The sequence below is a fragment of the Novacetimonas maltaceti genome (genome assembly GCF_002906255.1).
GTDB classification, from domain to species: Bacteria; Pseudomonadota; Alphaproteobacteria; order Acetobacterales; family Acetobacteraceae; genus Novacetimonas; species Novacetimonas maltaceti.
The window spans coordinates 1-15,837 of sequence record NZ_POTC01000058.1 but is presented as its reverse complement, the minus strand read 5'-3'; the positions used below and the strand labels follow the sequence as shown (position 1 = coordinate 15,837).

Annotated in this window: 16 protein-coding genes and 2 pseudogenes; 3 read left to right on the top strand and 15 right to left on the bottom strand. The window is 54.1% G+C overall.

Annotation, left to right across the window (positions count from 1 at the left end; all coding sequences use genetic code 11):
• Positions 1-87: 87 nt before the first annotated feature.
• From KMAL_RS17330 to KMAL_RS14165, 14 genes are all read right to left on the bottom strand, one after another.
• Entirely contained in the window at positions 88-528 is a 441-nt protein-coding gene (locus KMAL_RS17330; RefSeq protein WP_167400169.1) for a hypothetical protein, read from the bottom strand.
• Positions 529-550: 22 nt separating this feature from the next.
• Positions 551-1,183, bottom strand: a complete 633-nt coding sequence (locus KMAL_RS14220; protein WP_208624786.1) for a hypothetical protein — start codon at positions 1,181-1,183, stop codon at positions 551-553.
• A gap of 5 nt (positions 1,184-1,188) precedes the next feature.
• On the bottom strand, positions 1,189-1,419 hold the full coding sequence (locus KMAL_RS16980) for a hypothetical protein (RefSeq protein ID WP_141299407.1): 231 nt from the start codon (positions 1,417-1,419) through the stop codon (positions 1,189-1,191).
• Between the two features lie 156 nt (positions 1,420-1,575).
• Entirely contained in the window at positions 1,576-1,968 is a 393-nt protein-coding gene (locus KMAL_RS14215) for a hypothetical protein (RefSeq protein WP_007396627.1), read from the bottom strand.
• A gap of 58 nt (positions 1,969-2,026) precedes the next feature.
• Positions 2,027-2,422, bottom strand: a complete 396-nt coding sequence (locus KMAL_RS14210) for a hypothetical protein (protein WP_007396628.1) — start codon at positions 2,420-2,422, stop codon at positions 2,027-2,029.
• An 8-nt stretch (positions 2,423-2,430) separates the two neighbouring features.
• Positions 2,431-4,944: a phage tail protein gene (locus KMAL_RS14205; RefSeq protein WP_110096265.1), complete on the bottom strand. Its 2,514-nt coding sequence runs from the start codon at positions 4,942-4,944 to the stop codon at positions 2,431-2,433.
• Position 4,945: 1 nt separating this feature from the next.
• Complete coding sequence (locus tag KMAL_RS14200; protein WP_007396630.1) at positions 4,946-5,149, bottom strand: hypothetical protein; 204 nt, start codon at positions 5,147-5,149, stop codon at positions 4,946-4,948.
• Positions 5,146-5,388 carry a hypothetical protein gene (locus KMAL_RS14195; protein ID WP_007396631.1) on the bottom strand — a complete coding sequence of 81 codons (243 nt, stop codon included), beginning with the start codon at positions 5,386-5,388 and terminating at the stop codon, positions 5,146-5,148. The genes KMAL_RS14200 and KMAL_RS14195 overlap by 4 nt, the downstream gene beginning before the upstream one ends.
• A gap of 9 nt (positions 5,389-5,397) precedes the next feature.
• On the bottom strand, positions 5,398-6,252 hold the full coding sequence (locus KMAL_RS14190; protein ID WP_007396632.1) for a phage BR0599 family protein: 855 nt from the start codon (positions 6,250-6,252) through the stop codon (positions 5,398-5,400).
• A gap of 13 nt (positions 6,253-6,265) precedes the next feature.
• Entirely contained in the window at positions 6,266-10,111 is a 3,846-nt protein-coding gene (locus KMAL_RS14185) for a hypothetical protein (RefSeq protein ID WP_110096264.1), read from the bottom strand.
• The gene (locus tag KMAL_RS16975) at positions 10,108-10,950 is read right to left on the bottom strand and encodes a hypothetical protein (protein ID WP_146044229.1); all 843 of its coding nucleotides are present in this window, start codon (positions 10,948-10,950) and stop codon (positions 10,108-10,110) included. The genes KMAL_RS14185 and KMAL_RS16975 overlap by 4 nt, the downstream gene beginning before the upstream one ends.
• Before the next feature lie 238 nt (positions 10,951-11,188).
• The gene (locus KMAL_RS14175) at positions 11,189-11,647 is read right to left on the bottom strand and encodes a phage pre-tape measure protein (protein ID WP_110096262.1); all 459 of its coding nucleotides are present in this window, start codon (positions 11,645-11,647) and stop codon (positions 11,189-11,191) included.
• Positions 11,648-11,651: 4 nt separating this feature from the next.
• Positions 11,652-12,440, bottom strand: a complete 789-nt coding sequence (locus KMAL_RS14170) for a phage tail tube protein (protein WP_146044228.1) — start codon at positions 12,438-12,440, stop codon at positions 11,652-11,654.
• 58 nt (positions 12,441-12,498) lie between these two features.
• Positions 12,499-13,110 (bottom strand): hypothetical protein, encoded by a 612-nt coding sequence (locus tag KMAL_RS14165; protein WP_110096260.1) that lies wholly within the window; start codon positions 13,108-13,110, stop codon positions 12,499-12,501.
• A gap of 655 nt (positions 13,111-13,765) precedes the next feature.
• Between KMAL_RS14165 and KMAL_RS14160 the strand changes: the two genes are divergently transcribed.
• The 3 genes and pseudogenes from KMAL_RS14160 to KMAL_RS14145 all read left to right on the top strand — a co-directional run bounded on the left by KMAL_RS14160 (position 13,766) and on the right by KMAL_RS14145 (position 15,338).
• Positions 13,766-14,212 carry an IS110 family transposase gene (locus KMAL_RS14160; RefSeq protein WP_110096259.1) on the top strand — a complete coding sequence of 149 codons (447 nt, stop codon included), beginning with the start codon at positions 13,766-13,768 and terminating at the stop codon, positions 14,210-14,212.
• Positions 14,163-14,342: pseudogene (locus tag KMAL_RS17920) on the top strand (hypothetical protein); the annotation flags it as partial. The gene KMAL_RS14160 and the pseudogene KMAL_RS17920, both read left to right, overlap by 50 nt.
• A gap of 36 nt (positions 14,343-14,378) precedes the next feature.
• Positions 14,379-15,338: an IS481 family transposase gene (locus KMAL_RS14145; RefSeq protein WP_110096257.1), complete on the top strand. Its 960-nt coding sequence runs from the start codon at positions 14,379-14,381 to the stop codon at positions 15,336-15,338.
• A gap of 6 nt (positions 15,339-15,344) precedes the next feature.
• On the opposite strand, the pseudogene KMAL_RS14140 reads toward KMAL_RS14145, so the two are convergent.
• Positions 15,345-15,713: pseudogene (locus KMAL_RS14140) on the bottom strand (transposase); the annotation flags it as partial.
• Positions 15,714-15,837: the final 124 nt, after the last annotated feature.

Here is a 15,837-nt window from a genome sequence, read left to right as displayed (position 1 = left end):
GCCATCTGGTCCGGGGTTAACCCCGGACCAGATGGCCAACAGCAACGCCGTCAGAAGGGCGGCATAACAACAACCGGGTATAGCTTATCAAGCCCGCAAAACTGTCCGAACGGACGGGACCACCTCAGTAAGAACCTGATCCTGCCACTTATGTCCTGATATGGTTGGATCAAGAAATGGGACGGTCTGTCTGACTGCAGTCTCCCAACTGGCCCGTTCACTATCATATTGTGCCCGTATCGCTTTGATCCGCTCCTCGTCCTGATCTGACATCGCCTGAATAGATTCGCTCTGTCGTATCATGCCGTCGCGGCAAGCCAGGAGATTGGACTGAAGTTGGGTCAATCGAGCGACGTATCCGTCGTCCGGATTGTATATCTGGGTGCGTAAGCCCTTCACCTGGCGGAGAAGGTCGCTACGCTCAAACCGCGTTGCGATCATTCCACCAGTCATTATCACCAGAAGGCAAGCCGAAAGGACAGCAAATAGCCTTACTTTCCAGTCAGTCACATCATCAAATAAGCTCATCGTCATATCCAGATCAAAGGTATCAATGCCACTTGCAGAGTTGCAGGACGGATTGGAACAGAAGCGCCTGTCCGGCTATCACCTCGGCACAGTCCAAACCATTTATGATCCTTCGCGCGTTCAGGAACTGGAGGCGCGAAACAAGAACTTCTGATGTCTTTGGACCGAGATAATCGGCACATTTTCGGCCTGTAAAATCACCGTTTTCCATAGCGATAATAAGGAGGCGTGCAGCTATATCGGGATCCAGCATCCGATCTGGATCGGCTATCAGTTCGCCGTCCGTGCCCAACACACGGTCAGCCATGGCATAATTGGCACGGCCAGTACACTGTGCATAACCCCGGCCGCAAAACAGCGCGCCATCACCGACTTTGCTATTTCCTAATTCTCTGGCGAGACTGGGGTTCGTACCACTTATGTCATACCGCTTCATGAAGTAGTCATAACCACCTAATTCGGTTATGGGCCTCATGGTCGCATCGGTCTCATGGTAGGCGGTGGCCAGGCCATACGCGGACCATCCTAGCGGCCATGCCGCCTTTCCCATATATGTAATCAGGAACAGACTACCTTGTAGCTGTGAAGCAGTGGGGCGATTATCAAAAAGTCCTGATTTACTGATATGTTCGACGAACGCATCGGGTGTCGCCATGCCAGTCATTTTGTCTCATCCTCAGCCGACATCCTGAAAGTCGAGCGGTCTTTAAGCGCTACTCCGAACCCGCCAGCTGCCAGAAGCGCAGCGACGCCTGTACCGAACGCTACCGGATCAAAGGATTGTCCTTTTGTGCAGAGCGCCGCGCCTTGAAAAATGATCATGGCCAGCACGCTCAAACACCACAGTACGCGCCCGACCTCCAGATCCGGATAATTGGTCCCGCACAGCATGGAATGTATCGCGCGTCCCACAAGACCCCCGCTACTAACAGTTTAAATCTCCTCGAGCGGAGACTGGAGTATCGGCAGGAAGCCGGTTGCGACCGGCTTCCTGCCTCTTTTTATGGAAAGTCACCGGATTGTCTTTATCCGGACTTTTGGGGCGTATCAGCTTGCCGTCAGGCCAAGCGTAATTGCCGCTGCCGTCCACGATACCGTGATCGTGCTTCCATCAGTGCTGGCCGGAATGCCCGTTGCGGTGTCGATATATGCAATGGGTGTCGTTCCCGAATAAACGAGCACGGCCTGGACGGTTGTGCCACTTGCGATCGCCGCGAATGTAGCTGCGGGTATGGTGACACTGCCCCCAGCCACGGTAACAGCAGCGGAAGGCGCTACCGCGGCGCCAACGAGCGCCTTAAGTGCACTCGTTGTGTCAGCGTCGCCTGCGTTGAACGAATAGGAATTATCCAGCAAAGCCAGTCGGATCGAACCGTCCGTGACATCAATGTTTTTGGTCAGGGCCTGCTGCAGAAACACGGAATACAGGGAATTTGCCATTGGTTTTCTCTTGTGTTCGAAGTTATGGAATATGTGGGTTCAGGTAAAAAAAGACTGACTAGAGCGCGAGGACCTGGTTATTCGGCCAACCGCATTTGATATTCGTACCGTCCGAGGTGTACGGGAGTCCGGCAGCACCGTCATCGTAACCAATCAGGGGCGACGTTTTCGGGTCACCTGTCTCCCGGTAGTAGACAAGGACCGAGATGACATCTCCGTTCGGCACGTCATAAAAGTCGTTTGTCGTCCCTGTAAGGAATCCATCAACGATCGCGGGGTCCTGCAAAGGAATGCCTGAACCGAGTTGGTTTGCGTTGATCTCGGAAAGGTAGACATTTGACGGATCGAATACAAAGCTACCGGAGAAAGCAGCGACCTTGAAGGTGGTATCCGTCAGGTTGCATTGGGCGCTCCCCAGAAGTGCCTTGAAATTGGTATAAAATCCACTGGCCATGTTTTGCCTCAATCATAGATATGTTTGGTAATGGTCGCAGGCTGCCACGCCATCGGTAGGACGAGCGTGGTGCCTTCTACCCCTTCGGGCTTTACGGTGACGGTCGCGGCACCGAACTTGGCGGGTGCGGAGAGACCTTCAACCGTGATGGCCTGAATACTTTTTGAACTGACGATTGCTCCGCCAAAAACGGTCGGTGTCGAAAGGACTTCGGCCGTGACCTGTAACGGCGGTGGCGCGGTCAGCAGCACATCGAAGACATATGACTGATAGGAGTCGATAAACACCTTTGTCGATGGATCGTAAAAGAACGACGACAGGGTGAATGTAACGCTCCGCTGTTCATCCGATCCAATGGGGTCACTGGCGAAGGCAGCCGTTTGACCAGCTACAGTCCACGTCCATTCAAACGTGTCGCCGGGAATATCGATGCTGTCGATCGTATTTCCGCCGGACGTAATGACCAGCCGGAATTGACAGTTCGCTTCGACTGCCTGCGACTGTTCACTGAACGAAATCAGGACGTCCTGGGTGGTAAGACGGTTTCGTCCTGCCCAGATGAGGGTAAGATCTCCAGAGATAACCGGATTGCCGTCGAATGCTTCATCATTAACCTGGACATTGGCCGGTGGCCATGGTCGTCCCTGCCTGCCCCAGCATCCAACCGTCACCGTTGGCGCGAGATCCGTGTCAAGTGACCCATTGAGCATATTGGTGATAATGCGAGCCGTGACGTTCTCGCCCTGACCATACTCGGTTTCTTCGACCAGAGAGCCGGTATCAACAAAAATGGCACGGGCGCCAGCATCGTGGGGCTGGGGAATAGTATCCACGCATCCTCGCGCAACGGTCAAATCTCCGGTGGATTCATCCCACGCATCGATGCGCATGATTTCATCATCGATCTGCACTGCCTGGCCGACTGCTATACTGTCTTCTCCCGTCAGTTGCTCGATAACAACCTGCGTAGTCCAACGGGTCATTGCCGCTGCCGTCACACCGAAATCGGTGAATGGTGCGACATCGTCATCATCGCTCCATGTCTGCCCGTCAGTGGAGACGTCCATACTGAAAGACAGCCCAGTGCTGACCGGTTTCGCGGCAAACACTTCGATCGTGCCGGCCTGTCGGTCAACGGACTGTATTTCGCTGGAACCGAAGGCAAGGATAAGTGCGCGGTAGCTCGCCTCCTGGGCCATGTAGTTGGTAGCCGCCACTGGACCGGACGGAGGAGGGGACCACGTCGAGGTTACGGCGTTTGTGTATGCTTGTGACGGGAGTCCAAAGACATCAATCGTAGCGGCTACCTGGATTGTGCCATCCGTCAGACTGCTGTCACGAATATCACCCGCCCGCAAGATCAGATTGTCAATACCACGTTCAGGCACATGGATCTTGAACACACTGCCTGGAGAGACTTTCCACGCCCGGCGATCGAGCTTGATTGTGTACCGACGTAGATTGGTGCCCTGCGTTTTCAGGTCACGTGCGGCAACGCGTCCGGCGAGTTCAGCGGTGGGAATGGCCTGGTATTCGGTACTGGTTGAGTTCTTGTACCCGAGGGACTCCATCGAGGCGAGGTTTTGTGCACGCACCTGTCGCGTCTGATTGCCAATCGGGTCATAGTAAGAGACGATCTGCTCGTTTACTTCCGCCCCGCTGGCTCCAGTCTGGTCTTCGGAGATGTCAAGCAGGCCGCTGCTTCGATCAAAGACCGGCAGCATATCGGGATCATAATCGCCTCTGATCAGCATGAGCGTAATCAGACCGGAAGTCCGGTCGATATGCAGCGAAGCACCAATCGTATTGACGATCTGCTGGATAAAATCCGCCAGTTCCTGGTTCTTGGTATCCCAGCTGGTACACAACCCGAACTGTTCTGCCTTGAGCTGTGTCGCTGCGGCCAGAAAACCGACGTCGTCTATCCAGGTGCGAGGATAGCCCCGTCCGAATACCGTGTCCGTGAGAAGCTGGTACAGGATGTGTGCCGGGTTCATCGCCCGTATGGTGCCTGTTACGGTCTTGTAGGTAGACGTGCCCCCATTATCGACCGATTCCACACTGACGGTACTGGTCAGATCGATTTCACACAGTGAAGGCTGCCATACCGGGCCATCCCATCCCGACATGCGGCGGTTTACGCGGAACTTCCATTGCTTCGGGTATGGGTTCATGGCGCAGACCTGGCCATCAAACCACACAGAGGCAATCCCCCGCATGTCCGATACCCCGGCATCACTGCCAATGGTATTCTTGATGTTGGAAGGCACGGTCTGGCTGGCACTCCCGAAAAGTGAGCGAAGTGTCCCAACAACTCCGCCTTCACCTTTCTGTCCGCCGAAAAGATTCCCTTTGTTGATGTAAATCGAGGATTCATCCGTCATGGAACCGTCCCATGCGTCCTGATCCCCAACCGTGATATTGGTCAGCGCGTCGATCGGCCCCTGGCAGATCCCCATGAGCATCGACATGTAGTATTTATAGCCGATGATCTGGCTATTTTTTCCTGAATGACCGCCCATTTTATTGTAGCCCCAGCCTTTTCTTTGCTGCCGTCACAACCCTCTCGCCGAGCGGGTCATGGGTCGCTGTGATTTGCGCCAAAGTGATCCTGCCCTGAACGGCATCGTTCCAGGACAGCCCATGTGTCCGAAACCATTCCCGTGCGCCTGCCATGCAGAGCTTTTCGGAACGGATATCTGCAAGCGAAATGCAGGGCTCGCTCATTTCTTGCCTCCCCCGGAAGACTTGATCGCAGACGTGCGCATGTTGCCATACCAGGTCACGAACCAGCCGGTTGACCACATGTCGCCAAACAGGATTGGCTGAGCCGTGCCTTCTTCGATCTGCGGGTAGTCAAAATCTTTCATTGTGGCGGGTGCCGCGTTGATCGGCTTGGGTGCAAGTACAATCTGCAAGACCGTACTGACGACCAGAGACACAATCGAGAATATAAGACCAAACATGATGTGTCCTCAGTAAAAAACGGGATTTCCATCAAACGGAGACTTTCCGGGCATGAACGGATAGCCGCCGTAATTCGACATATTATTGAACCGGCCACATCCGGTGGTACCAGTGGTGCGGTCACAACCGGGGTAGGCCTGGATGGTCATTCCGACCTGAAGCTGATCGGTAGATCCGATAAGGGAGAGGGACGTGCCGTTATGCTCTTCGATCCCGCGACGGTCGTACACACCCGGCCAGCGCTCCCATTCGATAAAACCGCCCGCAAAATAACCCGCTTCGTAAGTCCCGATAGCTGCGCTGGTAATGGTCGTTCCGTCAATCGCGTCTATCGCGACGTCGACTTTGTACTGGGTCTTGTCAACCTTACAGAGATTGTCATAGAGCGCCCGGGTACATGATCTGGACCAGTAACAGCGGTTTGCGTTACGTGAAAGGGTTGCCGTCAGATCGGTGCACGCCAGTGTCGTGGTCAGATCGTCTGAATGATCGGCAGAGGACACCACGCCAACCCAGTAGATTGGAGCGTCCGGATCGCCAACGTTGCGCCGTCGAACGGTTACCCGCATCATCGCCGAAGGTGGATCCGCGCGAAAGATCTGCGCCAGTTCGGTTGACGATGGGAGCGTTATTGAAAACTGGTCCGTTTGGGATTCGCTGGTTATCGACGCGCCATTGTCGTCAACAGGTGCCGATGAGTAGACGACATTGTCGAGCGTGACGTCACTGTCCTGGGAGGTATAACGCCATGCCTGTTGTCCGAACAGGAGCGACCCATCAGACTGCTGCACACCGACGGAAAACTCGTACAGCGAAACGATCTGGGACTTGTGGTTAGAACGTTCAAGAAAGTCAAAAGACATTTTCCGGGTCCATTCAGCTGAAGAATGCGGCAACTTCCTGGCGCAGTTCGGGTGCGGACTCGACCAGAACGCTCAGGGTTGTGACGCCTTCCTTGGTCGTCATGTAATTGAGTTCAATCCGATCCTGGGCAAAGCGCATGAGGTTGAGATAACTGATGCGCGCGACCGACTGGACCGGACGAGCTTCTTCGATAGGCTCCTGAAGTATGAGAACTTCGGTACCATCGCCGCCTTTGACCGCGTCTATGATCTCGCAGAAATCCATGGTGCCATCGACGTACTGAAGCACGACGTTTAGGTGCGTCCCGTCGGAAAACGTGTAATCGGTGTAGCCAACGTCCTGAACAGTGAGTTGGGTGTCGCCGGCGGCGATATCGTTCTTGAGAACGAAGTCCTCCATGAACGTGGGCATCCAGAAAGGCACCTGTTGGCCGCGACATGCCTCAAAGAACGCGACAAACGATGCGAGATCTGCTCGGCCCTCGAAGCTGAAGCTCATCTGCTGCTGTTCGAAAGCCCGATTTGCTGTATCCGAGAACAGGGGGGGCGCCATATCGTTGTCGAGTTCGGACATGAGGCGTGTCAGGACACGTTTCATATCCTGTGTTTCGTTCGGCTCGACCGTTATTACGCCGTAGCCATTCCAATTGGTCTGGCCGGGCAGCTCAGCGCTCAGGGAGCTCTTGACGCCTACGTCCGTAAGCCACTGGTAGGTATCCATGAGACGCTGTCGTACCAGGGTCAGATCAATGCCCGACGGCACCTGGGTGGGACTCTGAAGCAGGAGGGACATCGTGATGATGATCTCGCCATGCCAGAAGCCGTACCAATCCTGAGTTGACGGATTATCGGACCAGGTACCAGCCATAGCTGTGCCCTGATTGTAGGACCAGATATATTCCAGATAATCCCACAGCTTGACCATCAGCGTATCAGCGTAGGTCATCTGTCCGGCCATCTTGAGCCATAGACAACCTCGCAGTAGCAGGGCTGCCATATGGGGTTCATCATAGTTGGCCTGTACCGGCCCCTGCTTCGGGTCGATAAAGTCAGTAAAGATATGATGCGGTGAACCCGCCCAGTTCGCGTAAAACCAGTCATACCAATTCATGACCGTGGTCAGCGCGAGATCGTGTGCATCCTTCCATCCCGTCTGCCCGTTTGCTCCGAGTACCAGCTTGGCGAGACTTTCCACCGGACGCGCCTGATAGCCGCCCCATCGGGTATTCGGATCATCGTTCACATAGACCCAGGTGTACGGCGTCGGGTTCCCCAGGGAAGAGCGAGCCGGTGTATTCATGACGAAAGTGTGCGCAAATGGCCCCAGGGGTCCTCCATCGGCATGCCAATGGGCCTGCGCCTTGGCCAGAAACTGGATCTGCTGTTCGCACAACATTGCAGCCTTTGGCTTTGTCGCACCAGCGGAATCCGTTGGGTTGATCGGGAATGTTAGTGAGCCGTCATCTGCCGGAACAGCCAGGTCACGCGATGGATCGAGGTCCGGATGTACCGCCTCAGCATCCGTTTCCATGGTAAGCCACAGATCAGGCTGCTGGTACCCGTGGAAAGGAGACCCGTTCCAACCGACAAACATCTGCTTGCGCGTGTCGGCGTTGATCGCAAATGGCAGGGAGCCGGGAAAGAACGGCATCTTACTGCCAAGTAGGGCCTGATCCATATTGGCGTCCACCCACGCCTGTGACACGCCAGACAGGGGTCTGAGCTTTCCGATACGCACAGTGATAGGTGCGACCGTTTCGACGGAAATGCCGTACGCCTGCAGTGTCTGGCCGGCGACCAATGTCGCACCCCAGTCCGTTGACCCGACGCTTCCATCCTTGCGAAGCCGGAACGCAGAAAGCGGAATTTTCAGCTTGTTGAGAGTTGTACTGTCGTCAGTGACCGGACTCCACCCATCGATCGTTGAGAGATCTGCAAACCACCGCTGGTCCTGGTCATACTGCTGCGTTGCCGAGAGGTACAGGAGACAGAGTTCGCCCTTGGCTAGAGGTCTGTTGCTCGCAACCTCGAGATAGATGTACCAATCGGGATCCTGATAGGATTCAGCGGCGCGCCACTCATCGTCGAATCCTCGCCCAATCTGCGTTTGCGAGATAGTGTCCGGCAACGTGCCCGTAAAATTACCCGATGCAATCTCAAAGAACATCTGGACGAATTCGGGAAGTTGCGCGAACTGCCGATCGATGGACGTAGGAATAGTGCCAACAAGATTGCCTGCATCATCTCGTGACCAGAACGAATACCCAGTCCAACCGGGATTTGCTCCCGACACACTCGGGGGCTGTGCATTCGAATTGTCGCTGTAACAGAACATGCCAGTGGGGTCGCCGCTGACCGGAATGGCGTCAAAACCTGGCATTGGCTCAAGGATTACACGCAGGTCGTCGATCGACTGACCCTTACAGCACGTCCGACGCATCGCGGCCCTTAGATTGCTCCACTTTTCGGCGTTCCCGGCGCGGGTATCGAAATTGATGACGTCAGCCATCGCTGCGTCAAACCAGCGGAAGGTGTCCGGGGCGCAGGCAGCGTAACCCGGCGCAATCAACGTCCAGTCAGGGTATGCCTCATAGGCCCATTTGCATGGGATCATGGCCGCCCCATTATAGCCATAGACGATCTTGTAGTTACCCGACGGGTTCGGATCGCCATGATCGTTTTTGGCCGGAATAGTAATAGCCGTATCGAACTGTTCTACCTGCCAGTCGTCCGAAGTCAGGGTCGTCTGGGTAGGATTGCCGGGATTGGCAATGTCGTATGCCGGACTGCTTACGCCGTCATACAATAGTTGCGATGTTGACGGGTAGATCATCATCACGTCGTAAACGCTGGCACCACGGGCGTTTTCCGTAATACGCAGCTTCCCATCATCGCCTGGTGTCGCTTCGTACGAATAAAGCAGATTTCGTTCTGGGATATCGCCACGTGCAGCGAACAGCCAATGCAGCTCACAGATCGTATCTGGATCGGTTGGCACCGGCTGACGCAGCATGGGGCCATTCAGGCTTCCGTCTCCCATGGCGTCGAGCATCGTATAGACCAACTTGCGGAACCAGCGCGACGCCGCACGTTCCTGCGTCGTACCTGTCGCCAGGACCGTGGACGCCATGAGAGCGGCGTGAATGAAAATGAACTGCCCCTCAGATGTGCCGCTATTCGCATGGAAATAATCGCCGCGCCCCGACGAATAGGCCCATGCGTTGACAATAAGGCCGTCCAGAATAAGTGGACCATTTGGTACCGCATCCACGTCCTGCACTTCGCCTGGTTCGGCGTGGTAGAGGCGCGTGCTCGTCGTGAGGACGGAGTCACTCAGACGCGTCAGCTGAATGCCATTCTGGTCGGTCGGATTGAGGTACGCCTTGATGGCAGGCGCTACGAACACGTTGGCCACGAAGCTAGCGCTTGAAGGATTGGCCATTGTAATCGAGTTTGCGCCGATTGCGGTCACTTCAAGGGCATCCGAAATCCGACATGTACTGGTATCCACCAGCGTTACGGTGCCCCCGACCGTGTATTCACGATCAGCCGCATTCTCCACGGGGATAACCGTTTGACCTGCCACGGAACCTGCTGGAACTTCGACAGCGTCGGCCCATAAAGGCATCCAATATTTTGACGCCCCGGTATTACGCAGATAGTTTTCGGCCCATGCCCGATCCTGGCGTGCAAGAAAGATAGAATACTCGAAATCACGCCGCGGGAAGAAGCGCAGCGCGCGTCGCTGCTCGGCTCCTGCTGGAGACGAGAGTACCGAAGTCAGATACTCCATCCCCTCGGTCAGCGGATCCGCCCAGTTGGGGCGAAACGGCCAGACGGGAAGTTGGTCGATACTCATGATCTGTTGACTCCCAGTATTGAGCGAACGGAAGCTGCATTGTTCTTGATATGCGTCAGCACGACTTTCTCGCCATGCGCGCCAGAGACGGCCTGGGCCAGATCCTTGGGATTCATGACAAGCACATTGCGAATGGACTGCGTGCTGCCCGCCGCACTTGTACCGGTCCCGCCGTTGAGGATATGACGCGGATCACTGCGAGTCAGTACTTCTTCGTCGCGCTGCAGGATTGCTGGGACCTCATTCGGTGCTAGACCTGCAAGACCGCCAGTGTGATAGCGCACTGCCCCGGCGAACGCTGAAGGACTGATACCGCTGCGCATGGAGGCTGAGCCACCCACAATGCCGCCATCATGAAATATCGACGAGAAGAGACTCTTTCCGATACTTGACAATCCCTGACCAAGTATATCTCCAAAGCTACTCATGCCTTCGCCCACAGTATTACCGGAAGCATTGGAGAACAGAGAGTTTAAGGAAATGTCAGCAAGTTGTTTGGTAAAGCTAATACCGAAATCAATCGCAGCTGCCTTCAGAGATTGAAGCGCGCTTTTTCCATTTGCGATGCCTTGTAGGAAATCTCCGAGACCGTTCGATGCGCTCGTTGAAAATGCCTTACCAATTTCATTGCCATAATTAATTGTTGCTTTTGCGGCATCTCCAGCAACACTAGTTATTTGTTTAAGTTGACTACTTAACGCGGCTGTACTGTCTGACAATGCCTTAATTGATTCGGCAAAAGCGGATCGAAAAAGAATAGAAGTTGGTGTTACATCGTTCCCAATAGAAACGATATCTTGCGTCTGGCTTCCGGTCGAGCTTTTGGTATTGTTCGACATGTTTATATTCCTTCCAGCCGTCTAATTAATTCACTAAACCCTGTATTTTCGCCCGGAGAAAACACAGACATCACCATTCGTCTGAAAATGAGTGCTTCCGAAGCAATCTCATTATTTCGGCGCCGGATTATAATCTGCACTTCATCGTGGAGCATTCCCAAGGGGTATCGATTTGCATTGGAATGCCCATGACTTCGTAACAGGCTCACTTGTCTGCGAATGCTCCATATCCATGATTTTAGTTCAGCGGCGTCGTTGGGGTTTGCGCCTGAATTGTCGCGGTCATGCGTCGCATGGTTGTCACAATCAGGCGCACGAACTTTTCCGGCGGCATGTCGGAGGAAAACGTTAACTCCCCGATTTTTTCTAGCGCATCCATCTGTGCTCCGAGAGGAAGCTGTTTTGCAATGGCCACAGCTTTCTGAAACGACGCGTCGTCGATTGGATCTGTATTCGATGCGAGGGTAATCAATGCGGACACCAATTCCGGGGCCTGCATGACTATATCAGTCTCAAGATCCACGGTCTCGCCGGCACCCGTCTTACTTGTGAGCCGACGGAACATATCTGTCATGTCGCTTTGATATCGAGTATATAGCACCGCAACGTCATAAGGAGCGAGGCCCCGGACAGCGAACTGTACGCCGTCCGAGACCGTCACCGTTGCGGTCGCCAGCACAATGTCCTGGAGACCCATCTGATTATACCCCTGCGACGGGCTGGCCGTCAGCGTAAAGCGCAGCCTGATTGCCCAAAACCTGCACACCGATGGTCAAAGGGAGTGCCTGAAGCGTATCCGCGATCAGCGCAAAGCTGCCGTTGGGAGACATCGTGACATAGGGCATGAAGTAGTCAATATTGTCTCCTACAGCATTGTAGCTCACGAACTTCAATGCGCCGGAGACGGTCGAGGCCCCAGAAATGCTCTGCACCCGGGTGGTTGCAGAGAGATCATAAGTCAGTGTTACACTCGAACCGCTGGCTGGTACAGCTCCTCCGATCAGGATATCGAACGTTCCGCGTACGGGATCGATTACGTAGTCGGTCCCGACAACCAATGTGGTTGTCCCTGCTTTGAGCACGGGATTTAACAGCCCTCGTAGACCAGTAGGAGCGGTTGCAGAGATGCCAACCTGGTACTTGTTGCCCGGCATAACATTGCCAAAAGTTTCTGAATTTCCAGTTGACGCCGCCTGGGAAACGGTAGCAGTCGTACCCATAAAGAACAGGGCAATGTTGTCAGCGCTAATGTCTTCCGCAGTGATTGTCGCCGTGCGGTTGGCCTGCAGGGTAACAGTGAGGTCTTTTTCACGAATGCCACGGGTAGACTTGTAGTGCTGATAGGTATCGGCAGCGATGCTCAGATTGAATGTTGGCACATTACCTAAGAAACGGAAGCCGCCGCCTTCGGGCAGAGTTTTGGCGACTGGGTCAGAAAAGGGCGCAAACCACGCTTCGCCACGACCCATTGTATAGTTATCAGTAATCATTTTTTAACTCTCCGGAAATAAGAAACACCTGCATGATGCAGACAAGTTGAAGAAAAAATTACGCGTATGGTGACATGCCGTTTTCAGCAAGAGACAAGACAAGGTCGAGGTGCCAGTACACGTGACTGTATGTCGTATTGCCTGGACGAACCTCTCCACGGCCGACTAGCAGGTCAACAATCGCGTTGCCCGATCCATTGGCGGATACAAGGCCCATGCCCAATGGATCAGGCTGGCGGATCTGGACCGGATGCGCACGCTGGCGTTCTATCAATAGGCGCTTGCGTACGTCGGATAGGAGTACGGCAGCATTGTCGGTCGGATTGACTGGGTCGTCCTCGGCGAAGCCCTTTAGTCGTATATGCCAGGCGTTTACCTGGTCGCAGCTATCGAACGGCAGAACGGGTTTTGTCAATGCGCCGGTGTATATCCCCAAAGCCTCAGCAAGTTGTTCGGTCTTGCTGATATGTCGATCCAGTAGTGTTATTACCGGCTGCACGTTGGTGCTCGGAGGCCAATCCAGCCCGCGATAAATGCGTGAGACCGTTGTGCTGTCACCCGAAGGGACGTAGTCGGACAGGTCAGTCGCATATCCGTTCGCGGGCGTAATGTCCTTCAAGGCTGCTGTTATGGCCTTGAGAACACGAAGACGGAATGGATCAGTATTCATTACAGGCCCTTTTTTGGAATAGGGACCACGTCGTCAAGACGAAATATAGATACATATGGTAAAGAGATTAACCGACACGTATCCGCGAGTTTTATATCTTAACAATTTCTATATATGTAAATCCCTATACGGATACCTCCATTTATTTGTGTTTTTTATGGCAAAACGTGAGCACGTCTCTTTCTGCCATGACTTATATTCCGCCTTATCTGCGGCGTAGCGCAAGTTGAATTTAAATGTCTCGGCTAAATTCAGGCGTATATTGAAGTACATCAACTCTATGTTCGTGAATATCTATGAATTATTTTGGAGATAATAATGAGCGTAGTTCCTTCTGCGACCGCATGTTATATGGCGACTGTCAAAACAGACAGCGTAGCCGATCACGATTAATGTGGTGAAGTTTGTTTTTTGTCGGGATAATCTATCTGCGATTTTCTGATTAGGCTCAGGACTTGTCTTATGAAATCCGGGTCGCTGTATGCGACAAAGGCAGCAGTCAGGAGGTGGCCACCTCCTGACTGCTGGAGAGAGCGGGTCGAGTCAGGACAGGCCATGATGGGCCGCAAATGAGTATGACCGCCTCTTCTTTTCTTCGGGCCTGAACGGATACCTGGGAGAAAATCCCGGATGACAAGCATAGGACAATTGGGAAATGGCACAGACATGCTCAAAGCTGGAGAGTCATGCCGTTGTTGTTGGCATTGACGTTTCCAAGGATCATCTTGATGCCGCTCAATATCCATCTGGTGTCCTGATCCAGACTTCCAACGATACGAAAGGCCTCAGAACGTTTCTACGATGGATTGGCAGACAATATGCTGTGCATGTTGCCTTCGAGGCAACCGGCCCTTTCCATCGTCAACTGGAGAGTCATCTGGCCACGGCCAGCATCCCATTTTCACGGATCAATCCGCGGCACGCAAGAAAGTTTGCTGAAGCCACCGGGAATCTTGCAAAAACGGATCGGGCAGATGCCATGATGCTGGCCAGGATGGGGGCACTTCTTGAACCCAGGACGTCTACGATCTGCAACGATCTGCAGTCTGCGGTCAACAACTGCGCTCGAAGCCGACATCACAACTTTTATCGACGCACATAACGAAAATCCACGGCCGTATCGGTGGGTCAAATCAGCCGACCAGATCCTCGCCTCGGTGAAACGCTTTTGTCACAAGACAATGAGCCGAACTTCAGATTCAGGTGACGAGGTGTTTAGTCCCAGGGTTTGATGGTGTGGTATTTTCACGCGAGTGGAAGGAAGCATTATGGGGCAGATACGTCATGGCAGCGCCACGACCACGCACGCGGTGCGAGCAGCAATACAGCGATCGCAGGCTTCGCTCTCGGCGCTAAGCGAGAAGTTTGGGATCAATCCAAAAACGGTGGCGAAATGGCGGAAGCGTCCGACTGTCGAGGATCAGAAGACCGGTCCCAAGGAGCCGCGTTCAACGGTTCTGTCCGAGATGGACGAAGCGATGGTCGTAGCTTTCCGGCGACATACTTTACTGCCGCTGGACGATTGTCTTTATGCGTTGCAGGCCACCATCCCGCATCTGACACGCTCAGCCCTGCATCGCTGTCTTCAGCGTCATGGGATGTCACGCCTGCCTGACATTGAAGAGGACAAACCGAAGCGTCAGCGCTTCAGACGCTACCCGATCGGGTTCTTCCACCTCGACATCGCCGAGGTCCAGACCGCTGAAGGCAAGCTGCATCTTTTCGTCGCCATAGACCGGACAAGCAAGTTCGCGGTGGTGCAACTCACGGACAAGGCCAACAGAAGAACCGCCTGGGAGTTTCTCGAACATCTTCTGCGCGTCGTGCCCTACCGGATTCATACCATCCTGACCGACAATGGCATCCAGTTCGCTGAGCAGCCCCGTAACCGCGGTATGGCATGGTCACGTTCCATGCGTTTCGACATGATCTGCGAGGCCAACGGGATCGAGCATCGCCTGACAAAGCCCAATCACCCCTGGACCAATGGCCAGGTCGAGCGGATGAACCGCACGATCAAGGAAGCAACTGTCAAACGCTTTCATCATGACAGCCATGAGCAGTTGAGGTCTCACCTCAATGATTTCATAGCCGCCTATAATTTTGGACGAAGGCTCAAGACCCTCAAAGGTCTCACGCCCTATGAATACATCTGCAGGATCTGGACTTCAGACCCGGAAAGATTCATCATCAATCCAACCCATCAAACCCTGGGACTAAACAACTAGAGGGTGTTATGCACCTTGAGCGAGTATAGCGGCGTTTCTGAGCATGAAACATGCGAAAGCGACGACATGGAGACTTGCGAGGGTTGAAGCGTAACGCTCGTAGTCCTTGACGAGCCTGCGGCATCGTGTGGCCCATGCGAAAGACCGCTCGACAACCCATCGGCGCGGCAGCAGGACAAAGCCGCGCTTGGCTTCGGGCAATTTGACGACTTCGAGTGCGATACCGTGCGCGCGAGCCGCCTCGTCTGGTTTTGAGCCCGTATATCCCTGATCGACATAGGCCAGTTCGACGCTTTCGTCAGTGGCCTCCTGAATGGCAGCGGCGAGGCGTCCGACCTCGGCACGATCATCCCGGTTGGCTGGCGTGACATGAAGGTGTTGATTTTCACTGAGAACTGACCCGGGTTTTTCATCAGGAATTGACCCAGCCAGATGCTATTTCAGGCACAGTCGGGCGGGCGGTCAAGAAGAGGATCTGTCCTTTCTGTTTTTTGACGCG

Bases quoted from the DNA above. Each gene is read 5' to 3' on its own strand.
- KMAL_RS14145 (WP_110096257.1), top strand. From the start codon at position 14,379: ATGGGGCAGATACGTCATGGCAGCGCCACGACCACGCACGCGGTGCGA.
- KMAL_RS16980 (WP_141299407.1), bottom strand. From the start codon at position 1,419: ATGCTGTGCGGGACCAATTATCCGGATCTGGAGGTCGGGCGCGTACTG.
- KMAL_RS14215 (WP_007396627.1), bottom strand. From the start codon at position 1,968: ATGGCAAATTCCCTGTATTCCGTGTTTCTGCAGCAGGCCCTGACCAAA.
- KMAL_RS14175 (WP_110096262.1), bottom strand. From the start codon at position 11,647: ATGGGTCTCCAGGACATTGTGCTGGCGACCGCAACGGTGACGGTCTCG.
- KMAL_RS14190 (WP_007396632.1), bottom strand. From the start codon at position 6,252: ATGTCTTTTGACTTTCTTGAACGTTCTAACCACAAGTCCCAGATCGTT.
- KMAL_RS16975 (WP_146044229.1), bottom strand. From the start codon at position 10,950: ATGTCGAACAATACCAAAAGCTCGACCGGAAGCCAGACGCAAGATATC.
- KMAL_RS14200 (WP_007396630.1), bottom strand. From the start codon at position 5,149: ATGAGCGAGCCCTGCATTTCGCTTGCAGATATCCGTTCCGAAAAGCTC.
- KMAL_RS14220 (WP_208624786.1), bottom strand. From the start codon at position 1,183: ATGGCGACACCCGATGCGTTCGTCGAACATATCAGTAAATCAGGACTT.
- KMAL_RS14205 (WP_110096265.1), bottom strand. From the start codon at position 4,944: ATGGGCGGTCATTCAGGAAAAAATAGCCAGATCATCGGCTATAAATAC.
- KMAL_RS14195 (WP_007396631.1), bottom strand. From the start codon at position 5,388: ATGTTTGGTCTTATATTCTCGATTGTGTCTCTGGTCGTCAGTACGGTC.
- KMAL_RS14160 (WP_110096259.1), top strand. From the start codon at position 13,766: ATGGCACAGACATGCTCAAAGCTGGAGAGTCATGCCGTTGTTGTTGGC.
- KMAL_RS14165 (WP_110096260.1), bottom strand. From the start codon at position 13,110: ATGAATACTGATCCATTCCGTCTTCGTGTTCTCAAGGCCATAACAGCA.
- KMAL_RS14210 (WP_007396628.1), bottom strand. From the start codon at position 2,422: ATGGCCAGTGGATTTTATACCAATTTCAAGGCACTTCTGGGGAGCGCC.
- KMAL_RS14170 (WP_146044228.1), bottom strand. From the start codon at position 12,440: ATGATTACTGATAACTATACAATGGGTCGTGGCGAAGCGTGGTTTGCG.
- KMAL_RS17330 (WP_167400169.1), bottom strand. From the start codon at position 528: ATGAGCTTATTTGATGATGTGACTGACTGGAAAGTAAGGCTATTTGCT.
- KMAL_RS14185 (WP_110096264.1), bottom strand. From the start codon at position 10,111: ATGAGTATCGACCAACTTCCCGTCTGGCCGTTTCGCCCCAACTGGGCG.